At 71.6% G+C, this 16,250-nt stretch carries 17 protein-coding genes; 11 read left to right on the top strand and 6 right to left on the bottom strand.

Annotation, left to right across the window (positions count from 1 at the left end):
• Positions 1-28 precede the first annotated feature (28 nt).
• Positions 29-1,441 carry a class II fumarate hydratase gene (locus LX14_RS00460; RefSeq protein ID WP_253645337.1) on the bottom strand — a complete coding sequence of 471 codons (1,413 nt, stop codon included), beginning with the start codon at positions 1,439-1,441 and terminating at the stop codon, positions 29-31.
• Between the two features lie 279 nt (positions 1,442-1,720).
• Entirely contained in the window at positions 1,721-2,728 is a 1,008-nt protein-coding gene (glpX, locus tag LX14_RS00455) for a class II fructose-bisphosphatase (RefSeq protein ID WP_253645336.1), read from the bottom strand.
• Positions 2,729-2,825: 97 nt separating this feature from the next.
• Here glpX and LX14_RS00450 point away from each other — a divergent pair, with 97 nt between their 5' ends.
• Entirely contained in the window at positions 2,826-3,410 is a 585-nt protein-coding gene (locus tag LX14_RS00450; protein ID WP_253645335.1) for a DUF4245 domain-containing protein, read from the top strand.
• 38 nt (positions 3,411-3,448) lie between these two features.
• Here the strand turns inward: LX14_RS00450 and LX14_RS00445 are convergent, their stop codons facing one another.
• The 3 genes from LX14_RS00445 to LX14_RS00435 are packed head-to-tail and all read right to left on the bottom strand — an operon-like array spanning position 3,449 to position 5,885.
• Positions 3,449-3,724: an exodeoxyribonuclease VII small subunit gene (locus LX14_RS00445; RefSeq protein WP_253645334.1), complete on the bottom strand. Its 276-nt coding sequence runs from the start codon at positions 3,722-3,724 to the stop codon at positions 3,449-3,451.
• The gene (xseA, locus tag LX14_RS00440) at positions 3,721-5,037 is read right to left on the bottom strand and encodes an exodeoxyribonuclease VII large subunit (RefSeq protein ID WP_253645333.1); all 1,317 of its coding nucleotides are present in this window, start codon (positions 5,035-5,037) and stop codon (positions 3,721-3,723) included. The genes LX14_RS00445 and xseA overlap by 4 nt, the downstream gene beginning before the upstream one ends.
• Positions 5,034-5,885, bottom strand: a complete 852-nt coding sequence (locus LX14_RS00435; protein ID WP_253645332.1) for a lipid droplet-associated protein — start codon at positions 5,883-5,885, stop codon at positions 5,034-5,036. Before LX14_RS00435 ends, xseA begins: the two co-directional genes overlap by 4 nt.
• 89 nt (positions 5,886-5,974) lie before the next feature.
• Between LX14_RS00435 and LX14_RS00430 the strand changes: the two genes are divergently transcribed.
• The 9 genes from LX14_RS00430 (at position 5,975) to LX14_RS00390 (ending at position 13,440) form a co-directional block, all read left to right on the top strand.
• The gene (locus tag LX14_RS00430) at positions 5,975-6,931 is read left to right on the top strand and encodes a 4-hydroxy-3-methylbut-2-enyl diphosphate reductase (RefSeq protein WP_253645331.1); all 957 of its coding nucleotides are present in this window, start codon (positions 5,975-5,977) and stop codon (positions 6,929-6,931) included.
• Positions 6,932-6,938: 7 nt separating this feature from the next.
• On the top strand, positions 6,939-8,198 hold the full coding sequence (locus tag LX14_RS00425) for a type VII secretion-associated protein (protein WP_253645330.1): 1,260 nt from the start codon (positions 6,939-6,941) through the stop codon (positions 8,196-8,198).
• 211 nt (positions 8,199-8,409) lie between these two features.
• On the top strand, positions 8,410-8,853 hold the full coding sequence (gene rplM, locus LX14_RS00420; protein ID WP_253645329.1) for a 50S ribosomal protein L13: 444 nt from the start codon (positions 8,410-8,412) through the stop codon (positions 8,851-8,853).
• Positions 8,850-9,371 (top strand): 30S ribosomal protein S9, encoded by a 522-nt coding sequence (rpsI, locus tag LX14_RS00415; protein WP_253645328.1) that lies wholly within the window; start codon positions 8,850-8,852, stop codon positions 9,369-9,371. The genes rplM and rpsI overlap by 4 nt, the downstream gene beginning before the upstream one ends.
• 126 nt (positions 9,372-9,497) lie before the next feature.
• Positions 9,498-10,868 (top strand): phosphoglucosamine mutase, encoded by a 1,371-nt coding sequence (glmM, locus tag LX14_RS00410; protein WP_253645327.1) that lies wholly within the window; start codon positions 9,498-9,500, stop codon positions 10,866-10,868.
• Positions 10,865-11,560: an HAD family hydrolase gene (locus LX14_RS00405; protein ID WP_253645326.1), complete on the top strand. Its 696-nt coding sequence runs from the start codon at positions 10,865-10,867 to the stop codon at positions 11,558-11,560. Before glmM ends, LX14_RS00405 begins: the two co-directional genes overlap by 4 nt.
• Positions 11,561-11,669: 109 nt before the next feature.
• On the top strand, positions 11,670-11,987 hold the full coding sequence (locus LX14_RS00400) for a hypothetical protein (RefSeq protein ID WP_253645325.1): 318 nt from the start codon (positions 11,670-11,672) through the stop codon (positions 11,985-11,987).
• Positions 11,984-13,207: a hypothetical protein gene (locus LX14_RS00395; RefSeq protein WP_253645324.1), complete on the top strand. Its 1,224-nt coding sequence runs from the start codon at positions 11,984-11,986 to the stop codon at positions 13,205-13,207. Before LX14_RS00400 ends, LX14_RS00395 begins: the two co-directional genes overlap by 4 nt.
• A complete protein-coding gene (locus LX14_RS00390; RefSeq protein ID WP_253645323.1) occupies positions 13,204-13,440 on the top strand; it encodes a hypothetical protein in 237 nt (78 codons plus the stop codon). The genes LX14_RS00395 and LX14_RS00390 overlap by 4 nt, the downstream gene beginning before the upstream one ends.
• On the opposite strand, the gene LX14_RS00385 is transcribed toward LX14_RS00390, so the two are convergent.
• On the bottom strand, positions 13,418-14,290 hold the full coding sequence (locus LX14_RS00385; protein ID WP_253645322.1) for a dienelactone hydrolase family protein: 873 nt from the start codon (positions 14,288-14,290) through the stop codon (positions 13,418-13,420). The genes LX14_RS00390 and LX14_RS00385 overlap by 23 nt on opposite strands.
• Positions 14,291-14,385: 95 nt before the next feature.
• Between LX14_RS00385 and glmS the strand changes: the two genes are divergently transcribed.
• Entirely contained in the window at positions 14,386-16,248 is a 1,863-nt protein-coding gene (gene glmS / locus LX14_RS00380) for a glutamine--fructose-6-phosphate transaminase (isomerizing) (protein ID WP_253645321.1), read from the top strand.
• The last annotated feature ends 2 nt before the right edge of the window (positions 16,249-16,250 follow it).

The raw sequence follows: 16,250 nt of genomic DNA, 5'->3' as shown, positions 1-16,250 counted from the left end.
GATTGGTGTCGCGGGAGGGTGGTGCGGCTCAGCGCTCGTGGTCGAGGTTGGCCATCTTCAGCACGTCGAGGCGCCTGTCGAGCTCGGCCTCGGAGAGCTTGTCGCCGATGAGCCCGCGGTCGATGACCGTCTCACGGATCGTCTTGCCCTCCTTGAGGGCCTGCTTCGCGACGGCCGCCGCCTCCTCGTACCCGATCGCCGAGTTCAGCGGCGTCACGATCGACGGCGAGCTCTCCGCGAGGGTCTTGAGGCGGTCGGTGTTGGCCTCGAGGCCGCTGATGCACCGGTCGGCGAAGAGCCGGGACACGTTGGCGAGCAGCTTCAGTGACTCCAGCACGTTGCGCGCCATCATCGGGATGTAGACGTTCAGCTCGAACGCACCGTTGCCGCCACCCCAGGTGACGGCGGCGTCGTTGCCGATGACCTGAGCGGCGACCTGCGTGACCGCCTCGGGCAGAACGGGATTGACCTTGCCGGGCATGATCGAGCTGCCGGGCTGCAGGTCGGGGAGACGGATCTCGCCCAGTCCGGTGAGCGGTCCGGAGCCCATCCAGCGGACGTCGTTGGCGATCTTCGTCAGCGACACCGCGATCGTCTTGAGCACGCCGGACAGCTCGACGAGACCGTCGCGGGCGGCCTGCGCCTCGAAGTTGTCCTTGGCCAGGCTCAGCTGCTCGACCCCGGTACGCGACACCAGGTCTGCGACGACCTTGCTGCCGAACCCGGCGGGCGCGTTCAGGCCGGTACCGACGGCGGTACCGCCGATGGGGAGCTCGCCGACGCGCACCAGCGACGCCTCGACACGCTCGATGCCGGCCTCGACCTGGCGGGCGTAGCCACCGAACTCCTGACCCAGGGTGACCGGCACGGCGTCCATCAGATGGGTGCGACCGGACTTGACCACCTCACGCCACTCCGATGCCTTCCCGGCGAGCGACTCGTGCAGGTGCTTCAGCGCGGGGATCAGATCCGTGGCAGCAGCTTCCGTCGCCGCGACGTGGGTGGCGGTGGGGAAGGTGTCGTTCGACGACTGCGACATGTTGACGTGGTCGTTGGGGTGCACCTCGATGCCATTGGCCTTGGCGATCGACGCGATGACCTCGTTGGCGTTCATGTTCGAGCTGGTGCCCGAGCCGGTCTGGAACACGTCGATGGGGAACTGGTCGTCGTGGGCGCCGTCGGCGATCTCGGTGGCGGCGGCGATGATGGCGTCGGCCTTCTCCGCGTCGAGGAGATCGAGGTCCTTGTTGACCTGTGCGCACGCCGCCTTCAGCAGGCCCATCGCACGGATCTGGGTCCGCTCGAGCGGACGGTGGGAGATGGGGAAGTTCTCCACCGCACGCTGGGTCTGCGCGCGCCACAGCGCGGCGGCGGGGACGCGGACCTCGCCCATGGTGTCGTGCTCGATGCGGTACTCGCCGGACGCAGCGTCGTTGCTCATGCGGGCAACTTTAGTGGGGGTATCCGCAGCGGGTGCCGCGTGGTCCCGCGTGCGCGCCGACGCGCTCCACCTGCAGGGCAGACGCTCCACTTCTGGTGGTCCCGCTCCACCTACAGGGGTCGTGCGACGCAGACGCTTCATATGTCGAAGGACGCTCCGCCTGCAGGCGGAGCGTCCTCGAACAAGTGGAGCGGGAACCCTGGAACCGGAGCGGGACCCTGGAACCGGAGCGGGAACTCTGGAACCGGAGCGGCTCACGGCGGGTTCCCGGCCGGGGTACTACTCGCCGAAGTCGACGGAGGCGAACTCGCGCAGCTTGGTGAGCTTGTGGGTGCCCTCGATGTGGCGGATGGTGCCCGACTTGGAGCGCATGACCAGCGAGCGGGTCGTCGCGCCGTTCGAGCGGTAGGTGACACCGCGGAGCATGTCGCCGTTGGTGACGCCGGTCGCGCAGAAGAACATGTTCTCGCCGCTGACGAGGTCGTCGGTCTTGAGGACGCGGTCCAGGTCGTGGCCGGCGTCGATCGCCTTCTGCCGCTCGGCGTCGTCCTTGGGCCAGAGGCGACCCTGGATCTCGCCGCCCATGCACTTCATCGCGACGGCGGTGATGATGCCCTCGGGGGTGCCGCCGATGCCGAGGAGCATGTCGACGGAGCTGTACTCGCCCGCGGCGGCGATCGCCCCGGCGACGTCGCCGTCGGAGATGAGGCGGATCTTGGCGCCCGCGGCACGGATCTCGCCGATCAGGTCGGCGTGACGGGGACGGTCGAGCACGACGACGGTCACGTCACCGACCTCGATGCCCTTGGCCTTGGCGACGGCCTGGACGTTCCACTCGACCGGCTTGGTGATGTCGATCGCACCGGCGGCCTCGGGGCCGACGGCGATCTTCTCCATGTAGAACACGGCCGACGGGTCGAACATGGTGCCGCGCTCGGAGACCGCGATGACGGCGATCGAGTTCGGTCGTCCCTCGGCCATCAGGGTGGTGCCGTCGATGGGATCGACGGCGACGTCGACCTCGGGGCCCTCGCCGTTGCCGACCTCCTCGCCGTTGTAGAGCATCGGCGCCTCGTCCTTCTCGCCCTCGCCGATCACGACGACACCGCGCATGGAGACGGTCGAGAGGAGCTGACGCATGGCGTCGACGGCGGCACCGTCGCCACCGTTCTTGTCGCCACGACCGACCCACCGGCCGGCGGCCAGCGCGGCGGCCTCGGTGACCCGCACCAACTCCATCGCCAGGTTCCGATCGGGGGCCTGCGGGTTGCGGACGGGCTGCGACATCGATTCCTCCTGGGACGGGCACCGGCGTGCGCCATCAGGCGCGCGGCCGCTCGGGGTTGTGGATGATCCTGTCACGACCGGCGTGGATACTGGTCTGGTGCCCGCCAAACCCCGGATCCTCACCGACCACAAGGACATGGTGTGGTCGTTGATCCCGTTGCTGGGGATCTGCCTGCTCATCGCCCTGGTGTCCGGCAACTGCTCGGTGGGCCTCACCGGCGGTGCGAGCGACGACAAGACCCCTGCCTACGACGTCCGGGGCGGTCTCACCGCCGACGCGCAGTCGATGGCGTTCCCCATCCGCCTGCCGCAGACGCCGCAGGGGTGGAAGCCGAACTCGGGCAGCCGCGCCGGCATCGACGGGCGGACGGTCTCCACGGTGGGATACATCACCACCGACGGTGTCTACATGCAGCTCAGCCAGACCGACGCCACCGAGGACGGACTCGTCGACTACCTCGACGACGACCAACCGCTCGGCAAGGGGACGATCGACTCCGCCGGGCAGCAGTGGGTGCGGTACGCGGCCGCCGACGACAAGACGATCTGGGTCGCCGACCTCGGTGACGTGCGGATAGGCCTGTACAGCAAGGCATCCGAGAAGGACTTCACCACGCTCGCGCAGGCCGTGGTCACCGGGAAGGTCCTCCCGCGCCGGTCGCTGCCGCAGCCCGTCGGCTGACCCGCCGCCGACTCGGGCACGTCAGGACGCCGCCGGCGTCAGTCCTCGTCGTCGTCGGAATCGTCCTCGAGATCGCCGTCCTCGTCGTCGGGGACCTCACCGAGCGCGGTCTCGATCCGCCGGCGGGCCCCTTCCAGGTGGTCCTCGCACCGACGGGCCAGGGCCTCGCCGCGCTCCCACAGCGCCAACGACGCGTCGAGGTCGAGCCCGCCCTGTTCGAGGGTCTTCACCACGGCCACCAGCTCGTCGCGGGCCTGCTCATACCCCAGTTCGTCGATGGGCGTGGGCTCGTCGGTGGTCTTGTCGGGGCTCATCCTCGGTCGTCCTTCGTCGGTGCGGTGCGCGGGGCGCGCAGCGGGCGGTCGGGCTGCATGACGGCGGCGCGCATCGCCCCGTCGACCACGCGGACCCGCAGCTGGGTGCCGATGGGCATGTCGTCCACGGATCCGACGACATGCGGATCCTCGTCGCCCGACAGCCGCTGCACCACCGCGTAGCCGCGGGCCAGGGTCTGCGCGGGACCGAGTGTCGCCAGCCGGGCGGCGAAGTTCTCGATGCGATGCTCTTCGAAGCCCACGTACCGGGCGATCTCCCGCCGCGCGGACGTGACCGCGCGCTCGACGGCATCGATGCGGTCGTCGACGAGTCGCAGGGGATCGGCGAGGACCGGCCGTGCGCGCAGCGAGTCGAGTGCGTGCTTCTCGCGGGCGACCCAGTTCCTCAGGGCGCCTGCGCTGCGGGCGCGCATCTCGGTGAGGCCGGCGAGTTCCGCGGCCACGTCGGGCACGACCCGCTTCGCCGCGTCGGTGGGTGTCGCGGCGCGCAGGTCCGCCACGAGATCGAGCAGGGGATGGTCGGGTTCGTGGCCGATCGCGGACACCACCGGTGTGGTCGCGACGGACACGGCACGGCACAGCGCCTCGTCGGAGAAGGGGAGCAGGTCCTCGACCGAGCCGCCGCCCCGGGCGATGACGATGACGTCCACAGCCGGGTCGGCGTCGAGGTCGGCCAGTGCGCGCAGGATCGCGGGGACGGCCGTCGGACCCTGCACCGGGGTGTTGCGGACCTCGAAACGCACTGCGGGCCAGCGGTCGTGGGCGACCGACAGGACGTCCCGCTCGGCGGCACCGGCACGGCCCGTGATCAGTCCGACGCCTCGTGGGAGGAACGGCACCGGTCGCTTCAGGCGGGCATCGAACAGCCCCTCCGCGTCGAGCAGTCGACGCAGGCGCTCGATCCGGGCCAGCAGCTCGCCGATGCCGACCGGACGGATCTCGGTGACCCGCAACGACAGTGACGCGCGGCCGGGGTAGAACGACGGGCGCCCGGCCATCACGACGCGCGCGCCCTCGGTGAGCGGCACCTCCGCGCGGTCGAGGACGATCGGCTGGCACGTCACGGTGATCGACATGTCGGCCGAGGGATCCCGCAGTTGCAGGAACGCGGTCTTGGTCCCCGGCCTGCGGCTGATCTGTGTGATCTGGCCCTCGACCCACACCTGGCCGAGGCGGTGGATCCAGTCGCCGATCTTCGCGTTGAGGGTGCGGACCGGCCACGGGGCGTCCGGGGTGGATCGGCCCGGCCCGCCGGGGCTGGAGGGGCCCGGTCCGCCGGGGCCCGGGGTCACTTGGCGCCGGCGGCGGCGATCCGGTTGTCGAGCATCGTGGCGAACGGGGCCCGACCACGGTGGCTGCGCTCGTAGTCGACCAGGGTCCGCAGGTCGTCGACGTCGATGCTGCGGATCTTCGCGCGCAGCTGCGCGAGGGTCAGGGAGTCGTAGTCGAGGAACTCGACGATCTCCGGTGCGTCCGCCGGTGTGGGCGTCGGGTCGGCGTCGACCTCGGAGCGCAACACGGTGTCCGGCGCCGCGCTGTACAGCGCGAAACGTCCCTTCGCGGTGATCGCGTCGGCGTCGGGGCCGGCCGGACCGTCGCCCGACGGGGCGTCGCCGGTCGACGGCGCGGACTTTTTCGCCGGTGCCTTCGTGGCCGCGGACTTCGCGGCGGGGGCCTTCGTCGCCGGTGCCTTCTTCGCCGGGGCGGACTTCGCGGCCGGGGCCGTCGCCGGGGGCGCTTTCTCGGCCGACGTCTTCTTGGCGGGGGCCTTCTCGGCCGGGGCCGTCGGAGCCTCGGCGGCAGGTGCCGGTGTCGGGTCGGGGACCGCGCTCAGCGATGTCACCGCCGTGGTCGGGTCCTCGTCGCCGAAGTCGTCTCGTAGGTCCTCGTGAGGCAGGTCCTCGTCGAACGTGGCCCACGACGGCTGCTCCTCCGCGCGGTGGAACCACGAGTCGAGAGCGTCGTCGCCCTTGATCGCCAGCTCCGCGATGTTCTGCTGGAGTCGCATGGCGACCTGCACGGTGGTGCTCACGGCCGTCATGGGGAGCGTCACCGCGGTGGTGGGGAGCTTCCTCGTCTCCTCGATGGCGGTGACGAGCAGACCGGTCATCACACGGGCGGCGAAGGGTGGGCGGATCATGGCACGAGCTTGCCTCATCGCCCCCGGCCTCACCACCGCGGCGCGCGGGCGCGTCCCCCGGCACCGCGCACAGCCCGTATCCTGGGCTCATGAGCGATTCCGGCAAACGTGTCCTCCTGGCCGAGCCGCGCGGGTACTGCGCGGGTGTCGATCGCGCCATCGAGACGGTCGAGCGCGCCCTCGAGAAGCACGGCGCCCCCGTGTACGTCCGCAAGGAGATCGTGCACAACAAGCACGTCGTCGAGACGCTCACCGAGCGCGGCGTGGTGTTCGTGGAGGAGACCGACGAGGTGCCCGAGGGCGCGCTGGTCGTGTTCTCCGCGCACGGTGTGTCCCCGGCCGTCCACGCGTCGGCGGCGCAGCGCAACCTGCGCACCATCGACGCCGCCTGCCCGCTGGTGACGAAGGTCCACCAGGAGGCCAAGCGCTTCGCCCGCGACGACTACGACATCCTCCTCATCGGCCACGAGGGTCACGAGGAGGTCGAGGGGACCGCAGGCGAGGCGCCTGAACACATCCAGCTCGTCGACGGACCCGAGAGCGTCGAGGCCGTAGAGGTGCGGGACGAGTCGAAGCTCGTGTGGCTGTCGCAGACGACGCTGTCGGTCGACGAGACCATGGAGACCGTCTCGAAGCTGCGCGAGCGGTTCCCGCTGTTGCAGGACCCGCCCAGCGACGACATCTGCTACGCCACCCAGAACCGGCAGGTCGCGGTGAAGGCCATGGCGCCGCAGTGCGACCTCGTGATCGTCGTCGGGTCGCGCAACTCCTCGAACTCCGTCCGTCTGGTCGAGGTGGCGTTGCAGGCCGGTGCGTCGGCGTCCCACCTGGTCGACTACGCCCGCGACATCGACGCCGCCTGGCTCGACGGCGTGACCACTGTCGGTGTCACCTCAGGGGCGTCGGTGCCCGAGGTGCTGGTGCGTGGTGTGCTCGACCTGCTGGCCGAGCACGGGTACTCCTCCGTCGAGACGGTCACCACGGCCAACGAGACGCTCACGTTCGCGCTGCCGCGCGAGTTGCGGCCCGCGCGTACCGCAGGCTGACCCGCCGGTGACCCACGCCGTCGACACGTCCCCGCGTGTCGGGGTCGTCGTGGACGTCGCCTACGGACGCCTCGAGGCATCCACGGGTTCAGGGGTCCGGATCGGCTCCCTCGTCGCGGCGATAGACGCCCCGTCGGTGGTGGTCGGCGGTCGCCGCCGGTCCACCCGCGACGCCTGGGCGTCGTCGGTCGCACAGGTCCTCGGTGGGACGCAGCCGGCGTCGGTGACGGTCGCCCACCCCAGCACGTGGGGGAGTCGCCGCGTCGACGTCGTCCTCGCCGCGGTGCACGCCGTCTTGGACGACTCGGCGACCACCGTCGTCGACGACCTCCCCCGCGCCGCGCTGATCGCCGCCACCCATCTCGAGTCGTCGGTGCAGGTCTGCGTCGTCGTGGAGGCCCACGACGACCGCGTCGACGTCCACCGGCTGCACCGGGCCCGTGACCGGTGGCGCATCGCCCGCACCCACGTCCTCGACGCCGATGTCCCCGCCGACAGCCTCGGCGACCTCGTGGACGACACGGTCGAGGCGATCCTCGTCGACGGGGACCGCGACGGCCGTGTCCGCGAGGTGCTCGACCTCCTCGCCGACGCGACACCCACGGGGCGTCTCGCGGCGATCGACCGCGCGGTGCTGCACCGATTCGGCCCACGACGGCCGGCCCGCCCACCGGCCCCGCGCCCTCCCACGCCCAGTCGGGGCGTGTCGCGCACGACGCTCGCCGCCGCGCTCGCCGCCGCGGTCGCGGCCGGGCTGGTGGCCGTGATCGCCGTGGTCGCCGCAGTCGTGTGGACCGGTGGCGGCGACGACGCGAAGCCGACTGCGCCGGCGGGTGTCACCGCGCAGATCGGTCGCGTGACCCTGACCGTGCCGTCGGGATGGAACCGCACCTCGGACCCGGCCGACGACACCGGCGCGATCGGCTTCACCAGCATCGCCGCACCATCTGACGACCGTCGTCTGCTGGTGGTCGAGAACTCGGTCCGGGCCGACTCGACACCGGCGTCGGTGGCGACCAGCCTGCGCAACCGACTCGGTCAACGGGGCGCGGCCTCGGTGGCCGAGTTCTCCGCGACCACCAGCTACGCCGGACGCGAGGTCATCAGCTATCGCGAGACCCCCGGTTCGGGTGCCCCGATCCGCTGGTATGTCGTCGTCGAGTCGGCGCTGCAGGTCAGCATCGGCTGCCAGCCGGGCTCGCAGGGCCAGTCGGTGGACGCCGCGTGCGCCGCCGCCGTCGGATCGGTGGCGATAGCGCCCCTGTGAGGACCGGTCGGTGCTGTTTTGACCGGTCAGGCAGGCGGCCCGTACTCTGGACCGCTGGTGCGCGGCACCCGCAGGTCAGGCTCGTCCCGACCTGAGGGTCACCGGGCTCCCGGGTCCCCACTGGTCGCCGGGAGAGGTCCCCTGCCGCAGCGCCCGACCAGCCCCGATCCTCTCGAGGACCGGTCCACCTGAACACGGAACGGATACATCTGTGCCCACCTACAGCCCGAAGGCCGGTGACATCACGCGTGCGTGGCATGTCATCGACGCCAGCGACGTGGTGCTCGGTCGTCTCGCCGTGCAGACCGCGAACCTTCTCCGCGGCAAGCACAAGCCGACCTACGCCCCGCACATGGACGGTGGCGACTTCGTCGTCATCATCAACGCCGACAAGGTCGCCGTGACCAGCAACAAGGCCGAGCGGACCTTCCACTACCGGCACTCGGGCCACCCGGGTGGTCTCTCCAAGCGCACCACCGCCGAGCTCCTCGCGACCCGCCCCGAGCGTGTCATCGAGAAGGCCGTGAACGGCATGCTGCCCAAGAACAAGCTGGGCCGCGCCATGATCAGCAAGCTCAAGGTCTACGCAGGCCCCGACCACCCCCACGCCGCACAGAGCCCCGCTCCCTACGAGATCAAGCAGGTGTCCCAGTGACCGAGCCCCTCGAGAACACCATCGGCGACAACGTCGAGGTCGCCTCCGACGACTATGTCGTCGACGAGGCCACCGGCACCGAGGTGACCGACGTCGACACCGATGTCGCCGTCGCCGCGCCGGTCTACATCGACCGCCCCATCCAGACCGTCGGTCGCCGCAAGGAGGCCGTCGTCCGCGTGCGCATGACGCCGGGCAGCGGGCAGTTCACCCTGAACGGCCGCTCGCTCGAGGCGTACTTCCCGAACAAGGTCCACCAGCAGCTGATCAAGGCCCCGCTGGTCACCGTGGAGCGCACCGAGTCGTTCGACATCTTCGCCAAGCTCGTCGGCGGCGGCCCCTCGGGCCAGGCCGGTGCGCTGCGTCTGGCCATCGCCCGCGCCCTCATCGAGGTCGCGCCGGACGATCGTCCCGCGCTGAAGAAGGCCGGCTTCCTCACCCGTGACCCCCGCGCCGTCGAGCGCAAGAAGTACGGACTGAAGAAGGCGCGCAAGGCGTCGCAGTACTCCAAGCGCTGACGCGCTCGCACCGGCATCGACCGGTGCATGCACCGCACCGAGCAGGTGTCCAGCACCACCGGACACCTGCTCGTGTGCTATCCCGGGCGTGATCGGCCCGGACGACCACGGGAGGGAACAGCAACTGTGGCACAGTATTTCGGCACCGACGGCGTGCGCGGTCTGGCCAACGGCGACCTGACGCCGGAGCTGGCGATGCGGGTCGCCCGCGCCGCCGCGGCGGAACTGACGAGCGGCATCGCCGACAGCGGGATCGCTCCGACATCGCCGGGCGCGCGACCGGTCGCGGTGGTGGGTCGCGACCCGCGTGCGTCGGGGGAGATGCTCGAGGCCGCGGTGTGTGCGGGTCTGACCGCCGCCGGCGTGGACGCCCTGCGCGTGGGGGTGTTGCCCACCCCGGCGGTCGCCTTCCTCACCGCCCACCACGACGCGGCGTTCGGCGTCATGATCTCCGCGTCGCACAACCCGATGCCCGACAACGGGATCAAGCTGTTCGCCGCCGGCGGGCACAAGCTCCCCGACGAGGTCGAGGCCGCCGTCGAGGCGCGGATGGACGACGCATCCGACGGCGCGCGCGCGACCGGCGCGCGGATCGGTCGCGTCGTCGACATCGCCGATGCGGCGACCGACTACCTGTCGCACCTCGCGCACGCCACCACCGCGTCCCTCACGGGTCTGACGGTGGTCGTCGACTGCGCCAACGGTGCCGCCAGTTCCGTTGCGCCGCAGGCGTACGAGGCCGCGGGTGCACGGGTCGTCGCCATCCATGCCGACCCCGACGGCTACTCGATCAACGAGGGGTGCGGGTCGACGCACATCGACGTCGTCGCCGACGCCGTCCGGCGTCACGGCGCCGATCTGGGTCTCGCGCACGACGGTGACGCGGATCGGTGTCTGGCCGTGGACCACCTCGGACGTCCCGTGGACGGCGACGCGATTCTCGCCGTCCTCGCCCTGGCCATGAAGGATGCCGGCCATCTGCACGAGGACACCCTCGTCGCGACGGTGATGAGCAACCTCGGCCTGCACATCGCCATGCGGCAGGCCGGTGTCGCGGTACGCACCACGGCCGTCGGCGACCGGTACGTCGTGGAGGAGCTCCGGGCGGGCGGGTTCTCGCTGGGCGGTGAGCAGTCGGGACACGTCGTGATCCCCGCGCACGCCACCACCGGCGACGGGATCCTCACCGGTCTGCTGCTGATGGCCCGCATGGCCGCGACGGGGCAGTCGCTGGCGGAGCTCGCCTCGGTGGTGACCGCGCTGCCGCAGGTGCTCATCAACGTCCCCGTCGTCGACAAACACACGGTCGCACAGGCTGATTCGGTGCGCGAGGCCGTCACCGGGGCCGAGCGGGAACTCGGGGACGGCGGCCGCGTGCTGCTCCGTCCCTCCGGGACCGAGCAGTTGGTGCGGGTGATGGTGGAGGCCTCGACGCAGACCCACGCCCAGCAGGTGGCCGGTCGCATCGCCGACGTCGTCGGCGCGGTCGGCCGATGAGTGTGGCGCCCGTGGAGGCGGTGCTGTTCGACTTCTCCGGCACCCTGTTCCGGTTCACCGAGCGTCCGGAGTGGTTCTCCGAACTGCACGACGAGGACGGGTCGCCGATCGACGTCGGCCTGCAGGCGGAACTGATCCGGCGGATGACGGCGCCCACCGGGGTGCCGTCTGATCTGGACCCCGACGACGTCCGCGCCTGGGAGCGCCGGGATCTCGACCCGGAACTGCACCGCCGGGCCTACCTCGCCGTGCTGCGCGCGAGCGGGCTGCGGGTGCCCGGTCATGCCGAGTCGCTCTACGAACGGGTGCTGGACCCGGCGTCGTGGGATCCCTACCCGGACACGGCCGAGGTGCTGCACGCACTGCACGACCGCGGCGTCCCCGTCGGCATCGTCAGCAACATCGCGTTCGACCTGCGTCGGGTCCTCGCCCGGGTCGACCTCGACGGGCTCGTCGCCGCGTGGGCGCTGTCGCACGAGGTGGGCGCGGTGAAGCCCGCGCCCGACCTGTTCACCGCGGCTCTCGACGCCCTCGGGGTCCCGGCCGACCGCGCTCTCATGGTCGGCGACAGCGAGGAGGCCGACGGCGGAGCCCGCGCGCTGGGCTGTCGGTTCGCGCTCGTGCAGCCCGATCCGATCCCGGACCGGCCACGGGCACTGCTCGATGCGGTCGCCGCGTACGGCCTGCTCTGACCTCGATCGCACCGATCGGACCCGCGGTCGGCGGGGTTATCCTGACCCCCACCGGAACCGGACCGGCTCGTGCTGCGTCCAACGCAGGAGAGCACCAGGGGAGGCGCGGATGACCGGACACGTCCAGATCGACACCGCGGCTGTCCGTGCGCTCGCCGCGGACCTCGCGGGCGCGGCGGACGGCCTCGCCGACGGAGCCGCGCGGTCTCGAGCGCTCACCGTCGACCCCATCGAGCGCGTGCAGGGCACCACTGACGCCGCAGCCGAGTACGAGGCCGGTGTGGCGGCCGTGCCGGCCCTGATCGCGGAACTCTCCGCGCGCACCCGGTACCTCGCCGACGCGCTCCGGGAGGCCTCCGACGCGATCGCCACCCGGGACACGGCGTCGGCACGGGCTGTCGCCGAGACCGGTTCCGCCCTGCCATGACCCCCGTGCCCGCGGCCGACCGTGCCGTCGCCTTCGTGACCGCTCTGGCCCCCCTGGGTGAGGCTGTGGGCGTGGCCATCCCACCGCCCGGTCACTGGGAGTCGAGGCTGGCCACGATCGCCGCCGCCGACGTCGACGCACTCGCCCACGACGCCCGTCGACTGAGCACCCTGGCCGACGACGTGGGTGCCGCGACGACCGTCATCGACCGCGTCGCCGACGAACTGCCGCACGTGTTCCGCGGCGTGGCTGCGGGCGAGGCGGGCGCGTCGGCGTCCGACCTTCGCGGCACTGCCGACGCGGTCGCGTGGCGTCTGCGCACCGCGGCGTCCGCGACGGAGTCCGCCGCGCGGGGTGTCGGCGATCTGCGGACCGCGCTCGACGCGACGCTGGCCGCGGTCCCGACCGCGGTCGTGGCAGGTCGCGCCCTGGCCGAGCTCACCCACGTCGACCTCGCGGCGAACGCGTCGGCGATCGCCGCGATCCTGCAGGCGGCGGTCGCGGCGGTGGATGCGGCACTCACGGCCGCGGCGGCCGGGGTGACCGAGGTGATGTCCGTGCTGGGCGGCGCCGTCGGGCGTCTCGCCGACCCGATCGGGGTCCCGGGGCCGGCGCGTCCGCGGCCGGACGTCTCCCGCGCGCCGACCACGCGGATCGAGGTCGACGGGTCGGCCATGGTGTCGGCGTTGGCCGGAGCGGGGATCGCGGTCGCCACCGCGACCGGTACCGCCGTCGCGGGCGCCGCGAGCATGGTTGCCCACCTCGTCGACACCGCCCTGCACCCGCCCGCGGACCCGACGACGGCGTCCCCGCCGCATGGTGGCGATCACGTGCCCTCGCCGGACCACGGACCACAGGCGCACCCCGGGCCCACCATGACTGCAGTCGTCGAACGTCCTCCGGTCGCTGAGCGACCCGCTGATACAGACCGGCCCGCTGATCCCGACCGGCCGGCAGTGCCCGACAGACCGGCCGTTTCCGACAGTCCTCCGGCCGTCGAGCGGCCACTGCTGCCGGATCCGCCCGCGTCGGATGCGCCCGCTCCGGCCCCGCAGCTCAACCTTCGTGTCGACGATGACCCTCCGGTCGATCAGCCGGACCTCGAACGGGCACCCGCCGCGCCACCGACAGCACAGGAGTCGGCCGTCCACGAGTCGCGGCCGTCGGGCTCCGCAGACCCGGGTGACGACGGCGGGCTCGCCCTCGCGGGTGACCGGTGAACCCGGCCGACCAGATCGAGGCGATCGTCGCGCGGACGCGCAGCACCCTCGACGCGGTGGACCGCCGCCATCGTGTCCGCCGTGGCGAGGCCGAGTCGGGCTGGCGCAGCCCGGACGACGACGAGACGGGACGAGGGGAGTCCGACGCCGCTCAGGACGGGGACGACGCGAACGCGCAGAACGTCCTGTCCGCCGAACAGGCCGCGGCGGTCAGCGACGCAGCAGGCGGGTGAGCTGGTCGGCGTCGGGCGCCTCGACGGCCTCGGGGTCGACCGCGACGAGCTTGCCGATGTCCTCCGACGGGTCGGCGAACGCGGCGTAGGTCGCATCGCCCGGCACCGAGCGCCGCAGACCCGGGTCGCCGAGCGTGGCGAGGAGGAAACCCGTGGTGATCGCGCGCACCATCTTCTGGGTCCTGCGCTGGTCGGAGTCGTCGCCGAGACGTTTGCGGACGCTGAACCCTTCGACGAGCCCACGGTTGGACGCCTTCGGCACCGTGCGCAACGCGACATGCTCGCCCTGCAGCGCGGAACGGATGGCCAGCGCGTTGGACGTGACGCTGTCGAGGTCGTTCGGGGCGGCCAGCACCAGGGCGGGCACGCGTGCCCGGTGGGCCGCGGGGAGCACGGCCGGGGAGGTCGGGGCGGGGAACAGCGCCGCGAGGGCGCGGGCCCGATCGGTGTCACCGGCAGCGAGAACCGCCGCAGACGCCCCCATGCCGTGACCGACCAGACCGAGGCGTTCGGGATGGACGGTGATCTGGCCGGGCCCGAGACGGACCGAGCTGATGACCTCGAGCGCCGTGCGCAGGTCGGAGGCCAGGGCTCGGTCCGACGGCAGCGGTCCGCGCTGTGTGTCGGGGACGGCGACGACGATGCCCCACGACGCGAGGTGCTCGAGGGTGCCGATGTATTGCCGGCTGTGGGTGAGCCACCCGTGACCGAACGCCACTCCGGGCAGGTCGGAGCCGTTCTCGGGGGTGTAGACGATGCCGGGCAGACCGACCACCGCCATGTCGCCCCTCAGGACGCGATGCGGGCCGCGTCGGGACAACTGCGAGACGAGCTTCTTCACCGGGGCCACGGGACGACCCTATGACAGTCACGGTGGCAGGCGTCACCGGACGGGCGCCGCCACGGTTTCGCGAGCGTATGGGCGTCGGCAGTACCCTGTCACGAATGTGTGGAATCGTCGGATACGTCGGTCGCCGCGATGCCCTCGAGATCGTCGTCGAGGCGCTGCGGAGGATGGAGTACCGGGGGTACGACTCCGCCGGGGTCGCCATCCTCGACGGGCGGGGCGGAACCGCGGTCGAGAAGCGGGCCGGACGCCTGGAGAACCTGGACAAGCAGCTCGCCACGGTCGGGCGTGAGGCCTTTGCCGGCTCGACCGGCATGGGTCACACCCGGTGGGCGACCCACGGTCGTCCCACCGACCGCAACGCGCACCCGCACACCTCGCGGGACGGCCGGGTCGCGGTCGTCCACAACGGCATCATCGAGAACTACGCGCCGCTGCGTGCCGAGGTGGAGGCCGCCGGCGTCGAGTTCGCCTCCGACACCGACACCGAAGCCGCGGTGCACCTGCTCGACCTCGAGTACTCCTCGGGCGCACACGCCGGCGACTTCGTCGGGGCGGCCTACGCCGTGCTCGCTCGGTTGGAGGGTGCGTTCACCCTGGTGTTCACCCACTCCGACCACCCGGACACCATCGTCGCCGCACGCCGGTCGACGCCGCTCGTCGTCGGGGTGGGGGACGGCGAGATGTTCGTCGGGTCCGACGTCGCCGCCTTCATCGACCACACCCGCGACGCCGTCGAGCTCGGACACGACGAGGTCGTCGTGATCACCGCCGACGGCTACACGATCACCGGGTTCGACGGATCGCCCCGGACCGGCACGCCGTTCCACATCGACTGGGACCTCGCGGCCGCGGAGAAGGGCGGCCACGACTACTTCATGCTCAAGGAGATCGCCGAGCAGCCCCAGGCCCTCGCCGACACCCTCGTGGGCCATTTCGAGAACGGCCGCGTGATCCTCGACGAGCAGCGCATCACCGACCAGGACCTCCGCGACACCGACAAGGTCTTCGTCGTCGCCTGCGGCACCGCGTACCACGCCGGTTTGCTCGCGAAATACGCCATCGAGCACTGGACGCGACTGCCCGTCGAGGTCGAGCTCGCGAGCGAGTTCCGCTACCGCGACCCTGTTCTCGACCGCTCGACGCTCGTCGTGGCGATCTCGCAGTCGGGGGAGACCGCAGACACCCTCGAGGCCGTCCGGCACGCCAAGGAGCAGAAGGCGCGGGTGTTGGCCATCTGCAACACCAACGGTGCGCAGATCCCTCGCGAGTCCGACGCCGTCCTCTACACCCACGCCGGGCCCGAGATCGGTGTCGCCTCCACCAAGTGTTTCCTCGCGCAGATCGCCGCCGCCTACCTCGTCGGCCTCGCATTGGCGCAGGCGCGCGGCACCAAGTACCCCGACGAGGTCGCCCGCGAGTACCGCGAGCTCGAGCGAATGCCGGAGGCGGTCGAGAAGGTCCTGGCCACCGTCGAACCGGTGCGTGAGCTCGCCCGCGGTCTCGCCGACAGCCGCACTGTGCTCTTCCTCGGACGACACGTCGGGTACCCGGTCGCACTCGAGGGCGCGCTGAAGCTCAAGGAACTCGCGTACATGCACGCGGAGGGCTTCGCCGCCGGCGAGCTCAAGCACGGACCGATCGCCCTGATCGAGGACGGCGTGCCGGTCATCGTGGTGATGCCCTCCCAGCAGGGTCGGCCACTGCTGCACTCGAAGATGGTGAGCAACATCCGCGAGATCCAGGCCCGCGGCGCACGGACGATCGTCATCGCCGAGGAGGGCGACACCGTCGCCGCCGAATTCGCCGACCACCTCGTGGAGATCCCCGCGACCACCACCCTGCTGCAGCCGCTCGTCTCGACGGTGCCGATGCAGGTGTTCGCCGCCGCGGTGGCCCAGGCCCGCGGATACGACGTGGACAAGCCCCGCAACCTGGCCAAGTCCGTCACGGTGGAGTAGCC

The sequence above is a fragment of the Williamsia deligens genome, from assembly GCF_024171765.1.
In the GTDB taxonomy this organism is placed as follows: domain Bacteria; phylum Actinomycetota; class Actinomycetes; order Mycobacteriales; family Mycobacteriaceae; genus Williamsia_A; species Williamsia_A deligens.
This window is presented reverse-complemented; position numbering and strand designations above follow the sequence as displayed.

Bases quoted from the DNA above. Each gene is read 5' to 3' on its own strand.
- LX14_RS00460 (WP_253645337.1), bottom strand. From the start codon at position 1,441: ATGAGCAACGACGCTGCGTCCGGCGAGTACCGCATCGAGCACGACACC.
- glpX (WP_253645336.1), bottom strand. From the start codon at position 2,728: ATGTCGCAGCCCGTCCGCAACCCGCAGGCCCCCGATCGGAACCTGGCG.
- LX14_RS00445 (WP_253645334.1), bottom strand. From the start codon at position 3,724: ATGAGCCCCGACAAGACCACCGACGAGCCCACGCCCATCGACGAACTG.
- LX14_RS00435 (WP_253645332.1), bottom strand. From the start codon at position 5,885: ATGATCCGCCCACCCTTCGCCGCCCGTGTGATGACCGGTCTGCTCGTC.
- LX14_RS00430 (WP_253645331.1), top strand. From the start codon at position 5,975: ATGAGCGATTCCGGCAAACGTGTCCTCCTGGCCGAGCCGCGCGGGTAC.
- LX14_RS00405 (WP_253645326.1), top strand. From the start codon at position 10,865: ATGAGTGTGGCGCCCGTGGAGGCGGTGCTGTTCGACTTCTCCGGCACC.
- LX14_RS00400 (WP_253645325.1), top strand. From the start codon at position 11,670: ATGACCGGACACGTCCAGATCGACACCGCGGCTGTCCGTGCGCTCGCC.
- LX14_RS00395 (WP_253645324.1), top strand. From the start codon at position 11,984: ATGACCCCCGTGCCCGCGGCCGACCGTGCCGTCGCCTTCGTGACCGCT.
- glmS (WP_253645321.1), top strand. From the start codon at position 14,386: ATGTGTGGAATCGTCGGATACGTCGGTCGCCGCGATGCCCTCGAGATC.